The organism is Roseiarcus sp. (assembly GCF_052145395.1).
GTDB lineage: Bacteria > Pseudomonadota > Alphaproteobacteria > Rhizobiales > Beijerinckiaceae > Roseiarcus.
In genome coordinates this window covers 1-16326 of the sequence record NZ_JBKQOT010000690.1, presented here as the reverse complement: position 1 = coordinate 16326, position 16326 = coordinate 1, and the positions used below count along the sequence as shown (strand labels likewise).

Annotated in this window: 11 protein-coding genes and 1 pseudogene; 6 read left to right on the top strand and 6 right to left on the bottom strand. The window is 67.0% G+C overall.

Annotated elements, in window-relative coordinates; translation table 11 throughout:
• The 6 genes and pseudogenes from ACLP25_RS23625 to ACLP25_RS23600 form a co-directional block, all read right to left on the bottom strand.
• A pseudogene (locus tag ACLP25_RS23625) lies at positions 1-221 on the bottom strand (sugar ABC transporter substrate-binding protein); the annotation flags it as partial.
• A gap of 255 nt (positions 222-476) precedes the next feature.
• Positions 477-1499, bottom strand: coding sequence for an LLM class flavin-dependent oxidoreductase (locus tag ACLP25_RS23620; RefSeq protein WP_442471572.1), 1023 nt, complete (start codon positions 1497-1499; stop codon positions 477-479).
• Positions 1500-1643: 144 nt separating this feature from the next.
• The gene (locus ACLP25_RS23615) at positions 1644-4910 is read right to left on the bottom strand and encodes an efflux RND transporter permease subunit (protein WP_442471571.1); all 3267 of its coding nucleotides are present in this window, start codon (positions 4908-4910) and stop codon (positions 1644-1646) included.
• Positions 4907-6121, bottom strand: a complete 1215-nt coding sequence (locus ACLP25_RS23610) for an efflux RND transporter periplasmic adaptor subunit (RefSeq protein ID WP_442471570.1) — start codon at positions 6119-6121, stop codon at positions 4907-4909. Before ACLP25_RS23610 ends, ACLP25_RS23615 begins: the two co-directional genes overlap by 4 nt.
• Before the next feature lie 454 nt (positions 6122-6575).
• Positions 6576-7460: a ModD protein gene (gene modD, locus ACLP25_RS23605; RefSeq protein ID WP_442471569.1), complete on the bottom strand. Its 885-nt coding sequence runs from the start codon at positions 7458-7460 to the stop codon at positions 6576-6578.
• Positions 7461-7475: 15 nt separating this feature from the next.
• Positions 7476-7685: a TOBE domain-containing protein gene (locus ACLP25_RS23600; protein WP_442471568.1), complete on the bottom strand. Its 210-nt coding sequence runs from the start codon at positions 7683-7685 to the stop codon at positions 7476-7478.
• A gap of 209 nt (positions 7686-7894) precedes the next feature.
• On the opposite strand from ACLP25_RS23600, the gene ACLP25_RS23595 reads away from it, so the two are divergent.
• From ACLP25_RS23595 to ACLP25_RS23570, 6 genes are all read left to right on the top strand, one after another.
• Positions 7895-8209, top strand: a complete 315-nt coding sequence (locus tag ACLP25_RS23595) for a hypothetical protein (RefSeq protein ID WP_442471567.1) — start codon at positions 7895-7897, stop codon at positions 8207-8209.
• A 378-nt stretch (positions 8210-8587) separates the two neighbouring features.
• On the top strand, positions 8588-9295 hold the full coding sequence (locus ACLP25_RS23590; RefSeq protein WP_442471566.1) for a fumarylacetoacetate hydrolase family protein: 708 nt from the start codon (positions 8588-8590) through the stop codon (positions 9293-9295).
• A gap of 119 nt (positions 9296-9414) precedes the next feature.
• Entirely contained in the window at positions 9415-12081 is a 2667-nt protein-coding gene (locus ACLP25_RS23585; RefSeq protein WP_442471565.1) for a caspase family protein, read from the top strand.
• Between the two features lie 123 nt (positions 12082-12204).
• Positions 12205-13095: a WD40 repeat domain-containing protein gene (locus ACLP25_RS23580; RefSeq protein WP_442471564.1), complete on the top strand. Its 891-nt coding sequence runs from the start codon at positions 12205-12207 to the stop codon at positions 13093-13095.
• A gap of 46 nt (positions 13096-13141) precedes the next feature.
• Complete coding sequence (locus ACLP25_RS23575; RefSeq protein WP_442471563.1) at positions 13142-15325, top strand: caspase family protein; 2184 nt, start codon at positions 13142-13144, stop codon at positions 15323-15325.
• A 175-nt stretch (positions 15326-15500) separates the two neighbouring features.
• The gene (locus tag ACLP25_RS23570) at positions 15501-15884 is read left to right on the top strand and encodes a hypothetical protein (protein WP_442471562.1); all 384 of its coding nucleotides are present in this window, start codon (positions 15501-15503) and stop codon (positions 15882-15884) included.
• Positions 15885-16326: the final 442 nt, after the last annotated feature.

Here is a 16326-nt window from a genome sequence, read left to right as displayed (position 1 = left end):
TCGTCGATGTAGTAGACGTTGTATTTTCCGATGGTCGAAGCGTCGGCGCGTGATTTCGCCCGGTGATCGTTCTCGTTCAGATAGTCGATGTTGAACGATGCGCCGCTGAGAGTCTTGAATTCGTCCTTGGATTTCTCGAGAATTGTCAGACCGTCGCGCGGCTGCGCCAACACCCTGACGTCGTCCTTGCAAATGGCGTCTGCGTATGCCGGCGCCGCCATCACGCCGGAGATCAGACAAGCCGCCGCGCCCACGCATGCGGCGATGGCCAAATTCTTAACCATGGGCGTTCCTCGTTGTTTTGCTCTGTCAGCGGCCTTCCCGACGGGGAAGCCGCACCGCGGAGGCTAACCATAGGTCGGGGGAGCCGAATAGCGGCGCGCTTGCAGCGTTCCGATACAATTTTGCCGCGGTCTCATAGGCGCCGGCGCTCCCCGACCGCGACGGAGGCTTCAGACAACGACGCCCGTTCCGGGTCACCTCCACCCGAGCGCGGGCGCGACGTGGGTGAGGATCGCCTCGATCACATGCGCGTTGTAAGCGACGCCGAGTTGGTTGGGGACGGTGAGCAGCAGCGTGTCCGCCGCCGCGATCGCCTCGTCCTTCTTGAGTTCCTCGATGAGCTTGTCCGGCTCGGCGGCGTAGCCGCGGCCGAAGATGGCGCGCGTCTTCTCGTCGATGAAGCCGATCTGATCCTGCTCCGGTCGCCCGCTGCCGAAAGTGGCGCGGTCGCGGTCGTCGATGAGCGCGAAGACGCTGCGGCTGACCGAGACGCGCGGCTCGCGCGCGTGCCCCGCCTCTTTCCAGGCGTCGCGGTAGGCGCGGATCTGCTTGGCCTGCTGGATGTGGAATGGCTCGCCGGTCTCGTCGTCCTTGAGCGTCGAACTCTGCAGGTTCATGCCGAGCTTCGCCGCCCACGCCGCGGTCGCGTTGGAGCCCGCGCCCCACCAGATTCGCTCGCGCAAGCCCTTCGACCAGGGCTCGAGCCGCAAGAGGCCCGGCGGGTTGGGGAACATCGGCTGCGGGTTCGGCTCGGCGAATCCTTCGCCGCTCAAAAAATCGAGAAAGACCTCCGCATGCCGCCGGCCCATGTCGGCGTCGCTCTGTCCCTCGTCCGGGCGGTAGCCGAAATAGCGCCAGCCGTTGATCACCTGTTCGGGCGAGCCGCGGCTGATGCCGAGTTGCAGCCGTCCGCCGGCAATGAGATCGGCCGCGCCTGCGTCCTCGACCATGTAGAGCGGGTTCTCGTAGCGCATGTCGACGACCGCCGTGCCGATCTCGATGCGCTTCGTCCTCGCGCCGACTGCCGCCAGCAGCGGGAAGGGCGAGGCGAGCTGGCGGGCGAAATGATGGACGCGGAAATAGGCCCCGTCCGCGCCGAGGTCCTCGGCCGCGACGGCGAGGTCGATCGATTGCAGGAGCGCGTCGGCGGCCGAGCGGGTCGCCGACTGCGGCGAGGCCGTCCAGTGCCCGAAGGAGAGGAAGCCGATTTTCTTCATAGGTCGCAGCTTAGCCCCTTTCCTCGCGTGGAGCGACGCCACGAATGGCTGGGCTTTTCGGTTCCCACGCTTGCGCAAACCGCCGGCGCATAAAGGCGGACAGCCCGTCGGCGACCCGCTGATCCGAGGCCGCCCGCCGCCGCTTCAGCCGACCGCGGGCGGCGCCGGTTGAGCGACCGCGGCGGGCGCTGGCTTGCGTGAGCGGCGCTCCTCGAAGCGCTGCATCACCACATAGAACGAGGGCACGAAGACCACGACGAGGCAGGTCGATGCGATCATGCCGTAGAAGACCGCGATGCCGATGGAAATGCGCGCCGAAGCGCCTGCGCCGGTGGCGAGCACCAGCGGCAAGACGCCGAGAATGAAGGCGAAGGACGTCATGATGATCGGCCGGAAGCGCAACCGCGCCCCCTCGACCGCGGCCTTTGCGATGTCCATGCCTTCGTCCCGGCGCTGGCGCGCGTATTCGACGATCAGGATCGCGTTCTTGCTGCCGAGCGCGATCAGCAGGATGAGGCCGATCTGGGTGTAGAGGTTGGTCGCGGCGACGCCGATCTGGCTGTAGAAAACGTCCGACGCGCCGAGCCAAGTCAGCGCGGCGACCGTCCCGAGCAGCGCCAGCGGTACGCCCAGAATCACGGCGAGCGGCAGAATCCAGCTCTCGTACTGGCCGGCGAGGACGAAATAGACCAGGAGCAGCGCGAAGCCGAAGACATAGTAGATCTGGTTGCCGACCTGCTTCTCCTGGAAAGACATGGCGGTCCATTCGTAGCCCGCGCCGGTCGGCAGCGTCGCATTGGCGATCTGGTCCATGATGTCGAGCGACTGACCCGAGCTGAAGCCCGGCGCCGCGCTGCCGACGATGGTGGACGACGGATAGAGGTTATAGAGACTGATCAGCGACGGCCCCTGGACCTCTGTGACGTCGACCACGGTGCCGATCGTCGTCATGGTTCCGTCGCCGGCCTTGACCTTCAGGTTGCGGATGTCGTCGGCGGTGGCGCGATAGCCGGGCTCGGCCTGGGTGTAGATCTGGAAGACGTGCCCGAACTTGTTGAACTGCGCCACATAGCCCGCTCCGACGTAGCCCGACAGCGCGGAGAACACCTGCCCGACTGTCACGCCGATTCTCTCGGCCTTGATGCGATTGACCTCGACGAAGAACTGCGGCGCCCCCGCGCGGAAAGTCGTTGCGACTCGCGACAGCGAGGACTGCCCGTTGGCGTTCGCCACGACGGCGTTGGTTAGGCTCTGCAGCAGGGTGTAGTCGAAATTGCCGTTCTTCAGCTCGAGCTGCATGCTGAAGCCGCCGACGTTGCCGATGCCCTGGATCGGCGGCGGAGGAAGGGCGAAGGTAAAGGCCTCCGGTATGCTTTGCAGGCCGGCGTTCAGGCGCCCTGTGATCGTGCGCGCATCCTGGCCCTTCTCCTTCAGGCGCTCGTCCCAGTCCTTCAGGACGACGAAGGCGACGCCGGCGTTGGCGAGGCTCGCCCGGTTGTCGAGTATGGAGATGCCGCTGACGGTGACGACGCGCTCGACGCCGGGGACGTCGCCGGCAAGTTTCGCAACCTTTTGCATCACTGCGTCGGTGCGCTCTTTCGACGCGCCGTCGGGCAATTGCACCGGAACGATCAGGTAGCCCTGGTCCTCGACCGGCAAAAACGCGGTCGGGATGCGCGTCAGTCCGTAGACGGCGACCCCGACGAGCGCGAGCGCCAGCACCACCATCAGGCCGGCGCGGCGGGTCATCGCGGAGACGAGCCGGGCGTATCCGTTTTCGAGCCGTCCGTAGACCGCGTCGAAGCCGCGCGAGAAGAAGTTGCGCCGCCCATCCGCCCTCGGCGGCCTGAGCCACAATGCAGACTGCGTCGGCTTCAAGGTCAGGGCGTTGACGGCGCTGATGAAGGCGGTCGAGGCAATGACGAGCGCGAACTGCCGGTAGAGCTGGCCGGTGAACCCGGGCAGAAAAGCGGCGGGAATGAACACCGACATCAGCACGAGCGTGATGCCGAGGACCGGACCGGTCAGATCGTCCATCGCGCGCCCCGCCGCCTCGCGGCCGGGAAGACCCTGCTCGACGTATCGCGCGACGCCCTCGACAATGACGATCGCGTCGTCGACTACGATGCCGATCGCGAGGACCAGCGCAAACAGCGTCGGGAGGTTGATGGAGAAGCCCAGCGCCGCCATGGCGGCGAACGCGCCGATCAGCGTGACCGGCACGGTGGTCGCCGGTACGAGCATCGCCCGCCAGTCCTGGAGGAAGACGAGGATGACGATCAGCACCAGGATCGCCGCCTCGATCAGCGTCCGGTAGACCTCGAAAATCGCGGCGCGCACGAATTTCGTCGTGTCGTAGGGAATGACGTACTGGAGGCCCTGCGGGAAGCTCGTAGCGAGCTCGTCCATCTTCGCCTTCACCTCGTTGGCGACCTGGATGGCGTTGGCGTCCGGAAGGAGGGAGACGGCGATTCCGGCGGCCGGCCGGCCATTGAGGTTAAAGGACTCGCTGTAGGTCTGGGCGCCGAGCTCGACACGGCCGACGTCGCGAACCCGGGTGATCTGCCCGCCGTTGGCGGGGTCGACCTTGACGATGATGTTCTCGAACTCGGACGGATCGTCGAGCCGGCCCTTGAGGTTCAGCGTATATTGAAAGTCCTGACCCTTCGGCGCCGGCGGCGCGCCGACCTGCCCCGCCGTGACTTCCTGGCTCTGCTGCTGGATGATACCGATGACGTCCTGCGGCGTCAGGCCGCGCGCCTGAAGCAGGTCCGGGTTGAGCCAGACCCGCATCGCATACTGTCCCGCCCCGAGCACGGTCACGTCGCCCACGCCATTGAGTCGGCGAAGCTCGTCCTGCACGTTGATCACGGCGTAGTTCGACAAAAACAGGCTGTCGAAGCGGCTGTCGGGCGAGACCAGTCCGACGAATTCGAGGATCGAGGTCGACTGCTTCTTCGTCGTCACGCCCTGGATCTGCACTTCCTGGGGCAGCGAGGAAATGGCGATCGCCACCCGGTTCTGGACGAGGACCTGCGCCTTGTCGGGGTCGGTGCCGATCGCGAAAGTGACCGCAAGATTGTACGTGCCGTCGTCCGCGCTGGTCGACTGCATGTAGATCATGTCCTCGACGCCGTTGACCTGCTGCTCGATCGGCAGGGCGACGGAATCGACCAGCGTGCGTGCGCTGGCGCCGGGGTAGCGGGTCGACACCTGCACGGTCGGCGGGACGACGTTGGGATATTGCGCGTTCGGCAGTTGAAAGAGCGCGACGAGGCCGATCAGCACGACCACCAGCGCGATCACGTTCGAGAGCACCGGCCGCTCGATGAAGAAGCGGGAGATGGCCCCTGCCCGCCCCGCCGCCTGGCGCGACGCTTCTTGGGGCGGATCGTTCTTGAGCTGGGTCATTTCGGCGCCGGATCGGCGGCGCCGGCGGTGGAGGGCGCCGTCTCCGCGGAGGCGAGCGTCGTCCGCTGGGGCTCGACCTTGGCGCCGGGGAATGCGCGCTGAAGGCCTTCGGTCACCACCCAGTCGCCGGGATCCAGTCCGGACTCGATGATCCGCAATTGTCCCTGCTTGTCCCCCGTCTTCACGACCTTGCGGTGAACGACATTGTCGGCGCCGACGACCAGCACGTAGGACCCCTCCTGGCTGGTCCCGATGGCGTCGTTCGACGTCAAGAGCGCCTTGGGGAGCGCGCTGACCGGCGTGCGAACGCGGACGAAAAGGCCGGGCAGCAGGGTCTGATCCTTATTGTCGAACAGCGCGCGCACCAGCAGCGTGCCGGTCGACTGGTCGACCTGCTGCGACGCGTAGTCCATGTGCCCCTTGTGGGGATAGCCGTCTTCGCCCTGCAGCCCGATCTCGACCGGGATGTTGGAAAGGTCGGTGGTGCGGAAGGGCAGTCCCGCCCTGGCGTTGCTTTCCTTGATCGCCAGGACCTGCGGCTCGCTCAGGTTGAAATACACGTACATCGGGTCGGTCTGCACGAGGGTCGCGAGCTTGGTCGGCCCGGTCACACCGACAAGCGAGCCGACGTCCACCAGATGATGGGTGACGACGCCGTCGAAGGGCGCGGTCACCTGGGTGTAGCCGAGATTGATGTTGGCGAGTTCGATGGCGGCCTTGGCGTTGAGAATTGCAGCGCCCGACTGGTCGACATTGGACTTCCACTGCTGGACCGTCGCCTGAGTCGCGAAGTCCTGCTTGCCCAGCGTCGACTGCCGCTGAAATTCGGCCTGGTTGTAGACCTGCTGCGCCTCGGCGTTGGCGAGCGACGCTTTCGCCTGATCGAGCTGCGCCTGATACTGGTCGCGCTCGATGCCGAACAAAAGCTCGCCCTTCTTGACCGCCGAGCCGTCCTTGTAGTCGATCGACTCCAGATAGCCCTGAACGCGCGCGACGAGATCGATGGAATTGATCGCGGTGGTGTTGCCGGTGAGCTCGAAATAAAGGGTGACCGGCCGCTCGACCGGCTGCGCCACCACGACCTTCGGCGGCGGCGGCGGCACGTAGGCGTTTTTCGCGTTGCAGGCCGCGAGCGCGAGCGCGCTCGAGACGATGATAAGCGCCCCCGCAGAGCGAGACGCCAGACCGGCCGCGGAACAAGGTTCAACCATGCGGCGCCGCTCTTTGAGTTCATGGACCAACGCGCGCCTGACCTCGCGGGAGCGAAGCGGCGCGATCCGATGATGCCTCGGACCGGACGCGTCCCCGTCCCCCCACTCGGGGTCAAGCTCGGCGGGGCCAGACTGAAGCGGGAATCGGACCGGTTTGTGGCAACCGGCCGCGCTGGTCGAGCATGGCTTCAAGTGCGCGCTGAGCCGAGCGCCCTGCCAAGCCCTACGTCACCGCCACGATGCTGACGCTGACGTTGCCGCGCGGCGGAGGTTCCGCGCGCAGGATTTCGGTTGCCGGCGCAGAGAGGAAATATCCGCGCGCCGGGATCGCTGTCGGAAGCGCCTCTCGTTCTTGCGGTGGCGACGCCCCTCCTCGCGCCGCGCGGACGCTTCACAAGGATGGGAATAGAGGGAGGAGGGAGCCGCGGCGAAACGCAGTCGCCAACGGCGTCGTTCAGTTCAATTTCACCTCCGCGATGCTGACGTTGACGTCCGCGGGCGGCGCCCCGAAAGGGGCGCTTGTGACGATCATGCCGGCGCCGGCGCGCACGTAGTCGGCGGCGTTGGCGACCGTGACCCCCCCTGCCGCCGCGATCAGCGGCGGGATGGCGCGGGCGCGCGCGAGCGCCGCAACCTCGCCGACCGCTCCGACGCTGAACCTTTCCAGCTGGAGGATGTCGAAACCGGCGTCGATCGCCTCGCGCGCCTCTGCGACATCGTCGACTTCGATCGCGATCTTCTTCTCGGGGGCGACGAGGCGCAGCCTTTCCATGACGGCGGCGAGCGGCTTGTCGCGCAGGAAGGCGCGGTGCTCGGCGAAGATGAGGATCGTCTCGGAGAGGCCTGCGCGATGCAGGATCGCTCCGCCCGCCGTGACCGCGACATGCGAGAGCCGCCGCCCGCCAGGAAACGCCTTGCGGGTGCACGCGACGCGGACGTTCGGGTTGACCGCTTCGACCGCGTCGACCATCGCCCGCGCCGCCGTGGCCATCCCCGACAGGGTTTCGACCATCGTCTGCGCCGCCTTGAACACCAGATGCAGATCGGCCGCGTCGCCGTCGCCGGCGAGCAGCTGGGCGCCGGCCTTGACCGACTCGCCCGATCGCCGGTGCAGCACGACCGGGATCCCGCGCCGCATGAACATCGCGGCGGCAAGCTCGGTTCCGGCGATCGTCATGGGGCCGCGCGCGAAAAACACGACATGACCGCGCCGGCCGTGAAGCCCGAGCGCCTCGGTCGTCAGATCGCCGCGCGCCCCATCCTCCACAAGTAGCGGCTCGGCCAAATCGTCGAGGCGCTCAAACGCATGGGATGCGTGGGATGGGTTGGCTTGCGACATGACTCTCAATCTCCTTCAGACGTCGATCACGATCATGACGTCGGACGCCTGAATCACCGCAGGCGCGAGCTTGCCGACTTCGAGCGCGAGCGCGTCGACCGCGTCGTTTGCAATCGGGGCCGTCACCATTTCGGCGCCGACCTCGATCCTGACATGCTCGGAGGTCGCGCCCTTGGTGATCGGGACCACTTTGCCGGGGAGAACGTTGCGGGCGGAGAGCTTCATTGATGGGCCCCGTTGTAACGTCGCAAGGTTCGGGCCACTTGCCGCGTGACGGGGGCCAGCCCTTCCTTGCGTAGACGACCAGGCTTTCCGACGTCCACGGGGCCTCGCGTCGCAGGGGCGCTCGCCGCCGTTGTGGCGCCGTCTTGCGGGGCCGAATTTGTCGCCGTTTCGGCACGACAAATTGTCGGGAACCCGACAAAAGAGCCGCCATGGACCCGCAAACCCTCGATCCCAACCACTTCGCCGTGATCGTGTACGACGACGGCGCCAAGGTCGACGGGTTGATGACGAGTTTCGCTTGCGAGCTCGTCGAGGCCGGCGTCGACCCGCAAGGGATTGTCCAACTGCCGCCAGATGGCGGGGGCTTCGGCCCCGGCGTGCTGATGAAGCTCTGCGACGTCGCCGGCCGGCAACGGCATGCGGGCGCAGCTCTCCTTCGAGGGCGGCACGATGCTGACGTTGGTCAAGCATTCGCTGCTCCCGGATTGGAACCGCTTCACCGGCAGCCGAGGCGCGCTCCTTGAAAGCCAGACTTTGGGTCGTCTCGCTGTGGTAGGATTTTCAGCTTTGGCGCGGAGGGCGGCTTGAGTTTAAGATAATCAAACATAGCGGATGGATTAACGTTGTCGTTCTGTTGGCTGTCGCCATGAAGGACGCTCCTAGCGCTTCCTTCACGTGCAGCGACAGGCCGGGAAGGGCAAAGGGTCCGACACGAGCCGTTCGCTCAGCCGATGGCGAACGCCCGCTTCTTGTGCACTCCTGACAATCCAGTCGGGCGCCAAGCGTTGGATTTTGACCACAACGGCGGCGTCCGCCACGCTTCCTGCAAAGCGCCGCGTCGCGCCGCCTCGGCGCGCGGTGTATGAAGGCTGCAACTCCAATCGAACTTTCCGGAGAGCCTCATGACTGAATTCCCCCTCTGGGCGCCGCCTGCGCCCGTCTCGCTGCCCGTCAAGGGGCTTTCCGAACGCGCAGCCGTGAACCGCATCTTCTGCGTCGGGCGCAACTATCTCGCCCACGCCGCAGAAATGGGCCACAAGGTCGAGAAGGAAGGCGACCGGCCGTTCTACTTCACCAAGTCGCCGCAGGCGCTGGTCGATTCCGGCGCCACCATCCCCTACCCGCCCGAGACCAGGAACTGCCATCACGAGATGGAGCTGGTCGTCGTCATCGGCGCTCCGGGCTTCCGCGTCGCCCCGGAGCGCGCGCACGAGCTCATCTACGGCTACGCCTGCGGGCTCGATCTGACGCGGCGCGACCTCCAGCTCGCCGCGCGCGAGAAGGGCCGCCCCTGGGACCTCGGAAAGGATTTCGAGAACGCCGCGGTCGTTTCGGAGATCGTCCCGATGCCCGGCGTCCTGCTCGAGCGCGGCTGGATCAAGCTCCTCGTCAACGGCGCCATCAAGCAGAAATCGGACCTCGGCAATCTCATCTGGAGCGTGCGCGAGATCGTCGCGGACCTGTCGCTCTTCTACCATCTCGCCCCGGGCGACCTCATCTTCACCGGCACGCCCGACGGCGTCGGCCCGGTGAAGCCTGGCGACAAGCTCGAGGGCAAGATCGAGGGCGTGGGCACGATCGCGCTGACCATCGGGCCGGCGGAGGCGTAGGACGCGGACCCGCGCTTCAGCTTTCCCGTCGTCTATCGGACACGCTTCTGACACGTTGCGCCAATACCCGCAACGGGACAAAACTGCGAATCACGCGTGCGGATCATCGAGGGCCGGGGATGTTGGCGTTGAAACCGATCGTGACGGCGTTCGCCGCGCTTCTGTGCGCGCTCGCCGCGCCCGTTCTTGCCCAAGAGCCGGCCGCCAATCCGCGCATCGCGCTCGTCGTCGGCGAGCAGACCTATCGCGACCAGGCGCTGCCGACCACCGCCAACGACGCCGGCCTGATGGCGCAAACGCTGCAGGCGGCCGGCTTCGACGTGGTCGGCGCGCGCGATCTCGACGGGCCGTCGCTCCGCGCGGCGTTGCGGGATTTCCTCGACAAGGCGGCGGCGGCGGGCCCCGACATGCAGGCCTTCGTCTATTTCGCCGGCCGCGGCGTGCAGTACGCCGGCGACAATTACGTCGTCCCCATCGACGCGACCCTCCGCCGCGACGCCGACGTCCCGATCGAAGCGATCCGCGTCGGCGACTTCGTCCACGCGCTCGCGACCCTGCCGGGTCGCGCCCGCATCGTCGTGCTCGACGCCGCGCGCGCCGGCCCCTATGCGATCGAGGGCGCGCCGCTTGCGCCCGGTCTCGCCCTCGTCGACGCCGAGCCCGGCGTGCTGATCGCCTTCGACGCGACGCCCGGAACGCTCGCCGGCGACGAGCAGGGACCGTACGGCGTCTATGGCAAGACGCTCGCCGGCGCGATCCGCCAGGGCGGCCTCGACATCGCCGAGGCGTTCGACCAGACGCGGGTGCTGGTCAATCAGGAGACGCAGGGCGCTCTGCTGCCGTGGAGCGCGTCGAAGCTCGGCGCGCCTTACTACATCTTCGAGCGGGCCGCTGACGCGCCGCCACCCCCGGTCGCCGCCGCGATCGAGCAGCATCGGCAGCCGATCGCGCGCTATTCCGCGGACGACGCCTACGCCGTGGCGCTGCAGCGCGACACGATCGCCGGCTATCGCGAATTTCTCGCCGCCTATCCGCAATCGCATGAGGCGCGCCGCGTGCGGGCGATCCTCGCCGCGCGGCGCGAGGCCGCGTTCTGGCGGCGCGCGCGGGACGCCGACTCCCCGCGCGCCTACTGGACCTATCTCAGGGCCTATCCGCGGGGCCCGCATGTCGCCGACGCGCGCCGGCGTCTCATGTTCCTGTCGGCCGTGTACGAACCGCCGGCCGATTTCGAGCCGATCGAATTCGCAGGCCTGCCGCCGCCGCCTCCGGACGAGACCTTCTACGTCGAGCGTCCGGTTTACGCCTTCGACGATTTTGGCCCGCCCCCGCCGCCCCCGCCCGGCTATTACGCGCTGGAGGACGACGACGACTGGCGCGCCCTGCCGCCGCCGCCTCCGCCGCCAGAGGTGGGGATGTTGCCTGTGCTGGAAGTCGCGATCCCCGTGATCGTCGGCGCCGTCGCCTACCAGGGCCATCATCATTGGCGTCACGACGGCGTCGCGCCCCCCGGCGCGCCGGTATTCGCGCCGCCCCCGCCCGCCCCGCCGCCGCTGCCGCCGGGCGTGAAGCCGGTCGCGCCACCGCCGCCCCGGCCGACCACGTCGAACGGCGCCGGCCCCCAGACTCCGGTCGTCCGGCCGCTGCCGCCGTTCGCGCAGGCGCAGTCGCCCGGAAACGCGAGCCAACCAGTCGCCCCGAGACCGACGCCCGGCGCCGCCAATCCGACGCCCGCCCAGCCGAATACGCCGGCGCCGGCGGCGCCCGCACAGAAGCCGCCCGAACCGGCGAAGCCTCCGGCGCCCCCGCCGGCGGCGACCGGCGGCGCGCCGGCCGCTGCGCCGTCGACCGGGACACAGCCGCTGCAGCCCCCATCCGAAGCAAGACCGTCCGTCCCGGCGGCGGCGACGCCGGGCGGAGCGCCCAATGTTGCGCCCGGCGGCAAGCCGCTGCCGACGCCTGTCCCGGCGCCCGCGGTTCAGCCCCCGCTGGCCCCGTCCGAAGTGAAGCCATCTGCGCCGCCGGCCGGGCCGCCGAACGTCGCGCCGGCGAAGCCCTCGCCGACCGCGCCGATCACGGGCGGCGCGCCGAACGTTCCGTCGTCCGGAAAGCCGCTGCCGTCGCCCGCCGCTCAGCCCCCGCAACCGCCGGCCGAGGCGAAGCCGGCCGCTCCCACGCCGGAGAACCCGAACGCCGCGCCGGCGAAGACTGCGCCGGCGGAAGTCCGACCCACCCCGGCGGCGGCGCCGAAACCCGAGCCCGCTGCCGCCGCGCCCAAACCACAGCCGGCGCCCCCGCCCGTTGTCCACGCCCCGACGCCGGCCGTCATCGCGCCCGCAAAACCGCCGGAGCCTCAGGTTCACGCGCCTGCTCCGGCACCCGCCCTCCACGCTCCGGCGCCGTTGGCCGCGCCCCCGAAGCCAGCGGAGCCGCAGGTTCACGCGCCGCCGCAGCCCGCGCCTGTTCCCGCCGCGCGCGTCCGGGTCGCGCCGGCGCCGGCGCCCGTGATCCACGCCCCGCCGCCCGCGCCGATGCCGGCCGTGCATACGCCCGCGCCCGCCGCGCCCTCGCCGGCGCCCGTGATCCATGCCCCGCCGCCCGCGCCGCCGCCAGTCGTGCACGCGCCGCCAGCGCCACCGGCTCCCGTTGCACCCGCGCAAGCGCCGATCATGCGCCCGCCGGCCGCGCCGCCGGGACATGAGCCGGGCCGGCCGCCGGCGCCAAGGCAGCCCGGCGCTCCGGGCCATGCGCCGACCGGCCCTGGCAAGCCGCAGCCGTCGCAGTAGGTCTGCGTCAACCGCAGCGAGGAGGCGGAGAAGAGACGCCTTCTCGCTAAGCGCGCTCGGTCGGTCCTACCCCCCGGTGACGCGCCGCCTCTCCGCGGTCACACGCTTGCGCCGGCGCGAAGAATGGCGTTATCGTCCTGTCGTTTCGTCATCCGCGCGGCGGCGGGGACATCAATGATGGGATTGCGGTTCTATTGGCGGGGTTGGCTGGCGGCGGTCGCGGCGATCGGCTGCGCCGCGATCGTGAGTGTCGCGCCCGCCCGCGGCGCGGACGTCGATCCCTCGAATATGAGCGCCGACGCGATCAAGGCGCTCGAGCAGCGGCTGACCGACGCCGGCTGCTACCAGGGCGCGATCGACGGACAAACGAGCGGCGCGCTCGACGCCGCGATCAAGGCCTGCCCCGATCAGCAGCCGATCCTGCGCATCGAGCCTGGCATGCACACGGCGCCGATAAGGCGCATCGGCGTCGACGCCGCCTGCTCCCTGCTCGCAACTGGGTCCGAGGACAAGACGGTGCGGCTCTGGTCGTTGCCCGAAGGCAAGCCCAAGCGCGTCATCCGGCCGCCGATCGGCGACGGGACCGCTGGCAAGGTCGAGGCGACGGCGTTGTCGCCGGACGGGCGCCTCCTGGCCGCCGGCGGATGGGACGCGGCGTGGGACAAGACCGGCACAATGAGCCTCACTGTCGTCGACCTGTCGAATGGCGCGATTCGCCGCTTCGGCGGGTACAACAGTGTTATCGGCCGCCTTGCGTTCTCTGCTGACGGGCGGCGCATCGGAGTAGGGCTCGGACTCAAAAACGGCGTGCGAGTGCTCGACAGCGCGAGCGGCGCGGAGTTGCTCGCCGATCGAGATTATGGCGCCGCCATCTACGGCCTCGCCTTTGCGCCCGACGGCGGACTGATCGCCTCGAGCCTTGACGGCCAATTATGGCGCTACGGGCCCGACCTCGAGCTGACGGCGAAGCGCGCTGCGCCCGACGGCAAGCTGCCGTTTTGTCGCCGCCATTGACCCGTCCGGCCGGCGCGTTGCAGTCGGCTACGCTGACGGGACGCCGGTGTCGATCCTCGACGCGAAGACCTTGGTGCCGCTCGCCAAGGCGCAGACTGACGATCTGACCAACGGCGACCTCCTAAGCGCGGCTTGGTCGCGCGACGGCGCGACATTTGTCGCCGGCGGGCGAGCGCAGGCGCAATTCCCGGGTAAATGGCGCAACTTCCTTCGCCGGTTCGACACCGCCGGCCGGCGCAAGGGCGAGGACGTCGCCGCGAGCGACAGCACGATTATCGACATCCAGCCCTGTGGCGACGGCTTCGCCTTCGCCGCCACTGACCCGACGTTCGGCCTTCTCCCAGAACAAGGCGTCGCGAAGAAACTTCAAGGCCCGCGCACGGCGAACATGAGCGCCAAGCTGGGATCGGCGTTCGCGCTCTCGCCCGACGCCGCCTCGGTCAGGTTCGGCCTTGGCTTCGGAGAGGAAAAGCCCGTCTTGTTCGATCTCGCCGCGGCGTCGCTGACGGATTCGCCGCGCCTTCCTCCAGAATTCCTCTCGGCGAAAGTCGACGGCCTCCCCGTGACGGATTGGCGCAACAACGCCTCGCCGAAGTTCAAGGGCGCGAAACTCGCTCTTGAAGAGCATGACATCACGCGCTCCTTGGCTATTAGGCCCGACGTATCCAGCTTTGCCATTGGAACTTCATGGTCCGTGCGCGCTTATGAAGCGACGGGCAAGGAGCGCTGGAAGGATCCGGTCCCTGGCGAGGCCTGGGGCGTCGATTTCTCGGCCGACGGCGAAATCCTCGCCGTCGCCTATGACGACGGCACGATCCGCTGGCTGCGCTGGAGCGACGGCGCGGAGTTGCTCGCGTTCTTCGTAGAGCCGCAGACCCGCAAATGGGTCGCCTGGACGCCGTCCGGCTATTACATGGCCTCGGCCGGCGGAGAGGACCTGATCGGCTGGCACGTCAACCGGGGCTGGACCCAGGAGGCCGACTTCTTCCCCGCCTCGCAATTCCGCGCCGACTACGACCGGCCCGACATCGTTCGGCTCGTGCTCAAGACGCGCGACGAAGGGGAAGCAATCCGACAAGCCAATACAACGGCGCAGCGCGAGATCGCGAAGCCCATCGCCGCGGCCCTGCCGCCGGTGGCGACAATTACGTCGCCCGCAGACGGTTACCATTTCTCCAACGACTCGGTCGAGATCGCCTATGCGTTGCGCTCCCCGTCCAGCTTACCCATCGACAAGCTCGACGTGCTGGCGGACGGCCAACTGGTCCCGTCAACCGGATTCACAAGGATCAATGGCGCTGAAGGCTCGGGCAAAGTCATTGCGACTCTGCCTCGGAAGGATACCGTCGTCTCGGTCATCGCATATTCCGGGAGTCTCCCCAGTGCTCCGGTCAAGTTAAAAGTCCAATATTACGGCCCGAGTCCGGCCGAATCGTTGAAGCCGAAACTCCATGCGCTTTTCGTCGGCGTTACGAACTACACAAATCCAGACTATAATGACATTCAATACAGCGCCCATGATGCGGATGAATTTGCCGCTGCATGGTTGGCCCAAAAAGGCGGGCTTTATGCTGACGTGGATGTCAAGATTGTCGACAATCCATCGCGGTCTGATTCCGATCCAACGCGCGCGAATGTCGTTGATGGTTTCTACTGGCTCCAGCAGACGGCAAAAAACCGCGACCTCACAGTGATTTTTCTCGCTGGTCATGGCTATCTCGACGCCAAGCAGAATTTTTGGTTTTTGACCCGCGATGCGGATACCTCAAGGCTCAGATCGACCGCCATCTCAACCGACGATCTTCATGATCTCATCGCCTCTATTCCGGGCAAAAAGGTCTTGTTCATCGACGCTTGCCACTCGGGGGCGGCGGCGGTCGCCTACAACTCCATCAGAGCGGAGACCGGCGGATTCAGGTTCGACATGGGCAAAGTGGTCAACGACTTCACCACAGTCGAATCCGGCCTCGTCGTCTTTGCCGCCTCGACCGGAACGGAGTGGGCTAACGAAGACCTCAACTGGGACCGCCATGGCGCTTTCGCGAAGGCGCTGATCGAGGCGATCGGAGGGGGTAAGGCGGCTCTTGATCCAACCGGGCGCATCACGACAGACATGCTCGACTTATATGTCGAAGATCACGTTAAAGACATGACGCACGGAAAGCAGCATCCGGTCATGAATCGCCCCAACCTGATCCCGGATTTCCCGCTCGCAGTGTCGCAGCATTAGTCGCCAACGGACTCTTGGAGGGCAACATTGCATAGAATCACAACCCTCGCGATTTGCTTTTCGACCATTGCGTTTACCTCGGCCGCCGCGCAGACGACGTTCGGTTGGCCGGACACGATCGACCTGCTGACTGAACAGCAAACTCAAGCGGCGGCGTGCGTCAACTTGTTCAAGAATGCTGGTGACGCAAATGCGATCAGCGAAGGCGAGATCGCCTATAGCTCGGTTAAGGCCGCCGCTCGGAGTCATCGCCGGGCTTACGATTGGGCTTGTTCAAGGTTACAAGCCGGAGGATTTATCGCGGATTCAGGTCAATCTCGATAAGGTCGGAACCGGACTCCAGGAATTTTGTAACAACTCAATCGCCGTGGCGCGGGCCGCAAAGGGGAAGAGGGGGCTGATCGACAAGATCGTCACTGCAGCGGTTGGCCCGGTGATCGATGCACTCAAATCTGGTGCCGCGGCGCTATGGTCGCAACACATCCAAATGGCCAAGTTGGAGCGGGAGATGATTGAAAAGCAGCTCGAAGCCGCGAAATGGCCCGACTTTGGCCCATGACGGGGCGGGACCGACATCGTCGTCCTCACTGCGGTCGCTCCACCTCTTGAGCGCCAAAGGGCTGCTTCAGATAACCGGAAACGTGCAGACAATATCTTGCCAAGATCCGACAGCCGGGTTATGATCATCTCAAGGTGTTGAATCGGACGCGCCGGCGTAATTGCCATGACCGCAGTTTGCTCCCACGGTCGCCTCGGGAGCGGCAAGAGCGACAATGCGTAAATGAGGCGTAACAGCTTGAAATCGCTGTAAATGGCAATGGGTAGGGTGTTGCAGGGAGTTGGCATGGATTTGGGGTCGGCGCCCTTGTCGCTTGGGATTGGCTTCCATGGATTTGGGGTCGGCGCGCTGGCGGCGACGCCCGCGCGACGCCGCCAACGTCATCGCGAGGATCCGCGGACCTGATCCGGGGGCGCGGTCCGGTCCCCTGGGAGTTCCAAAG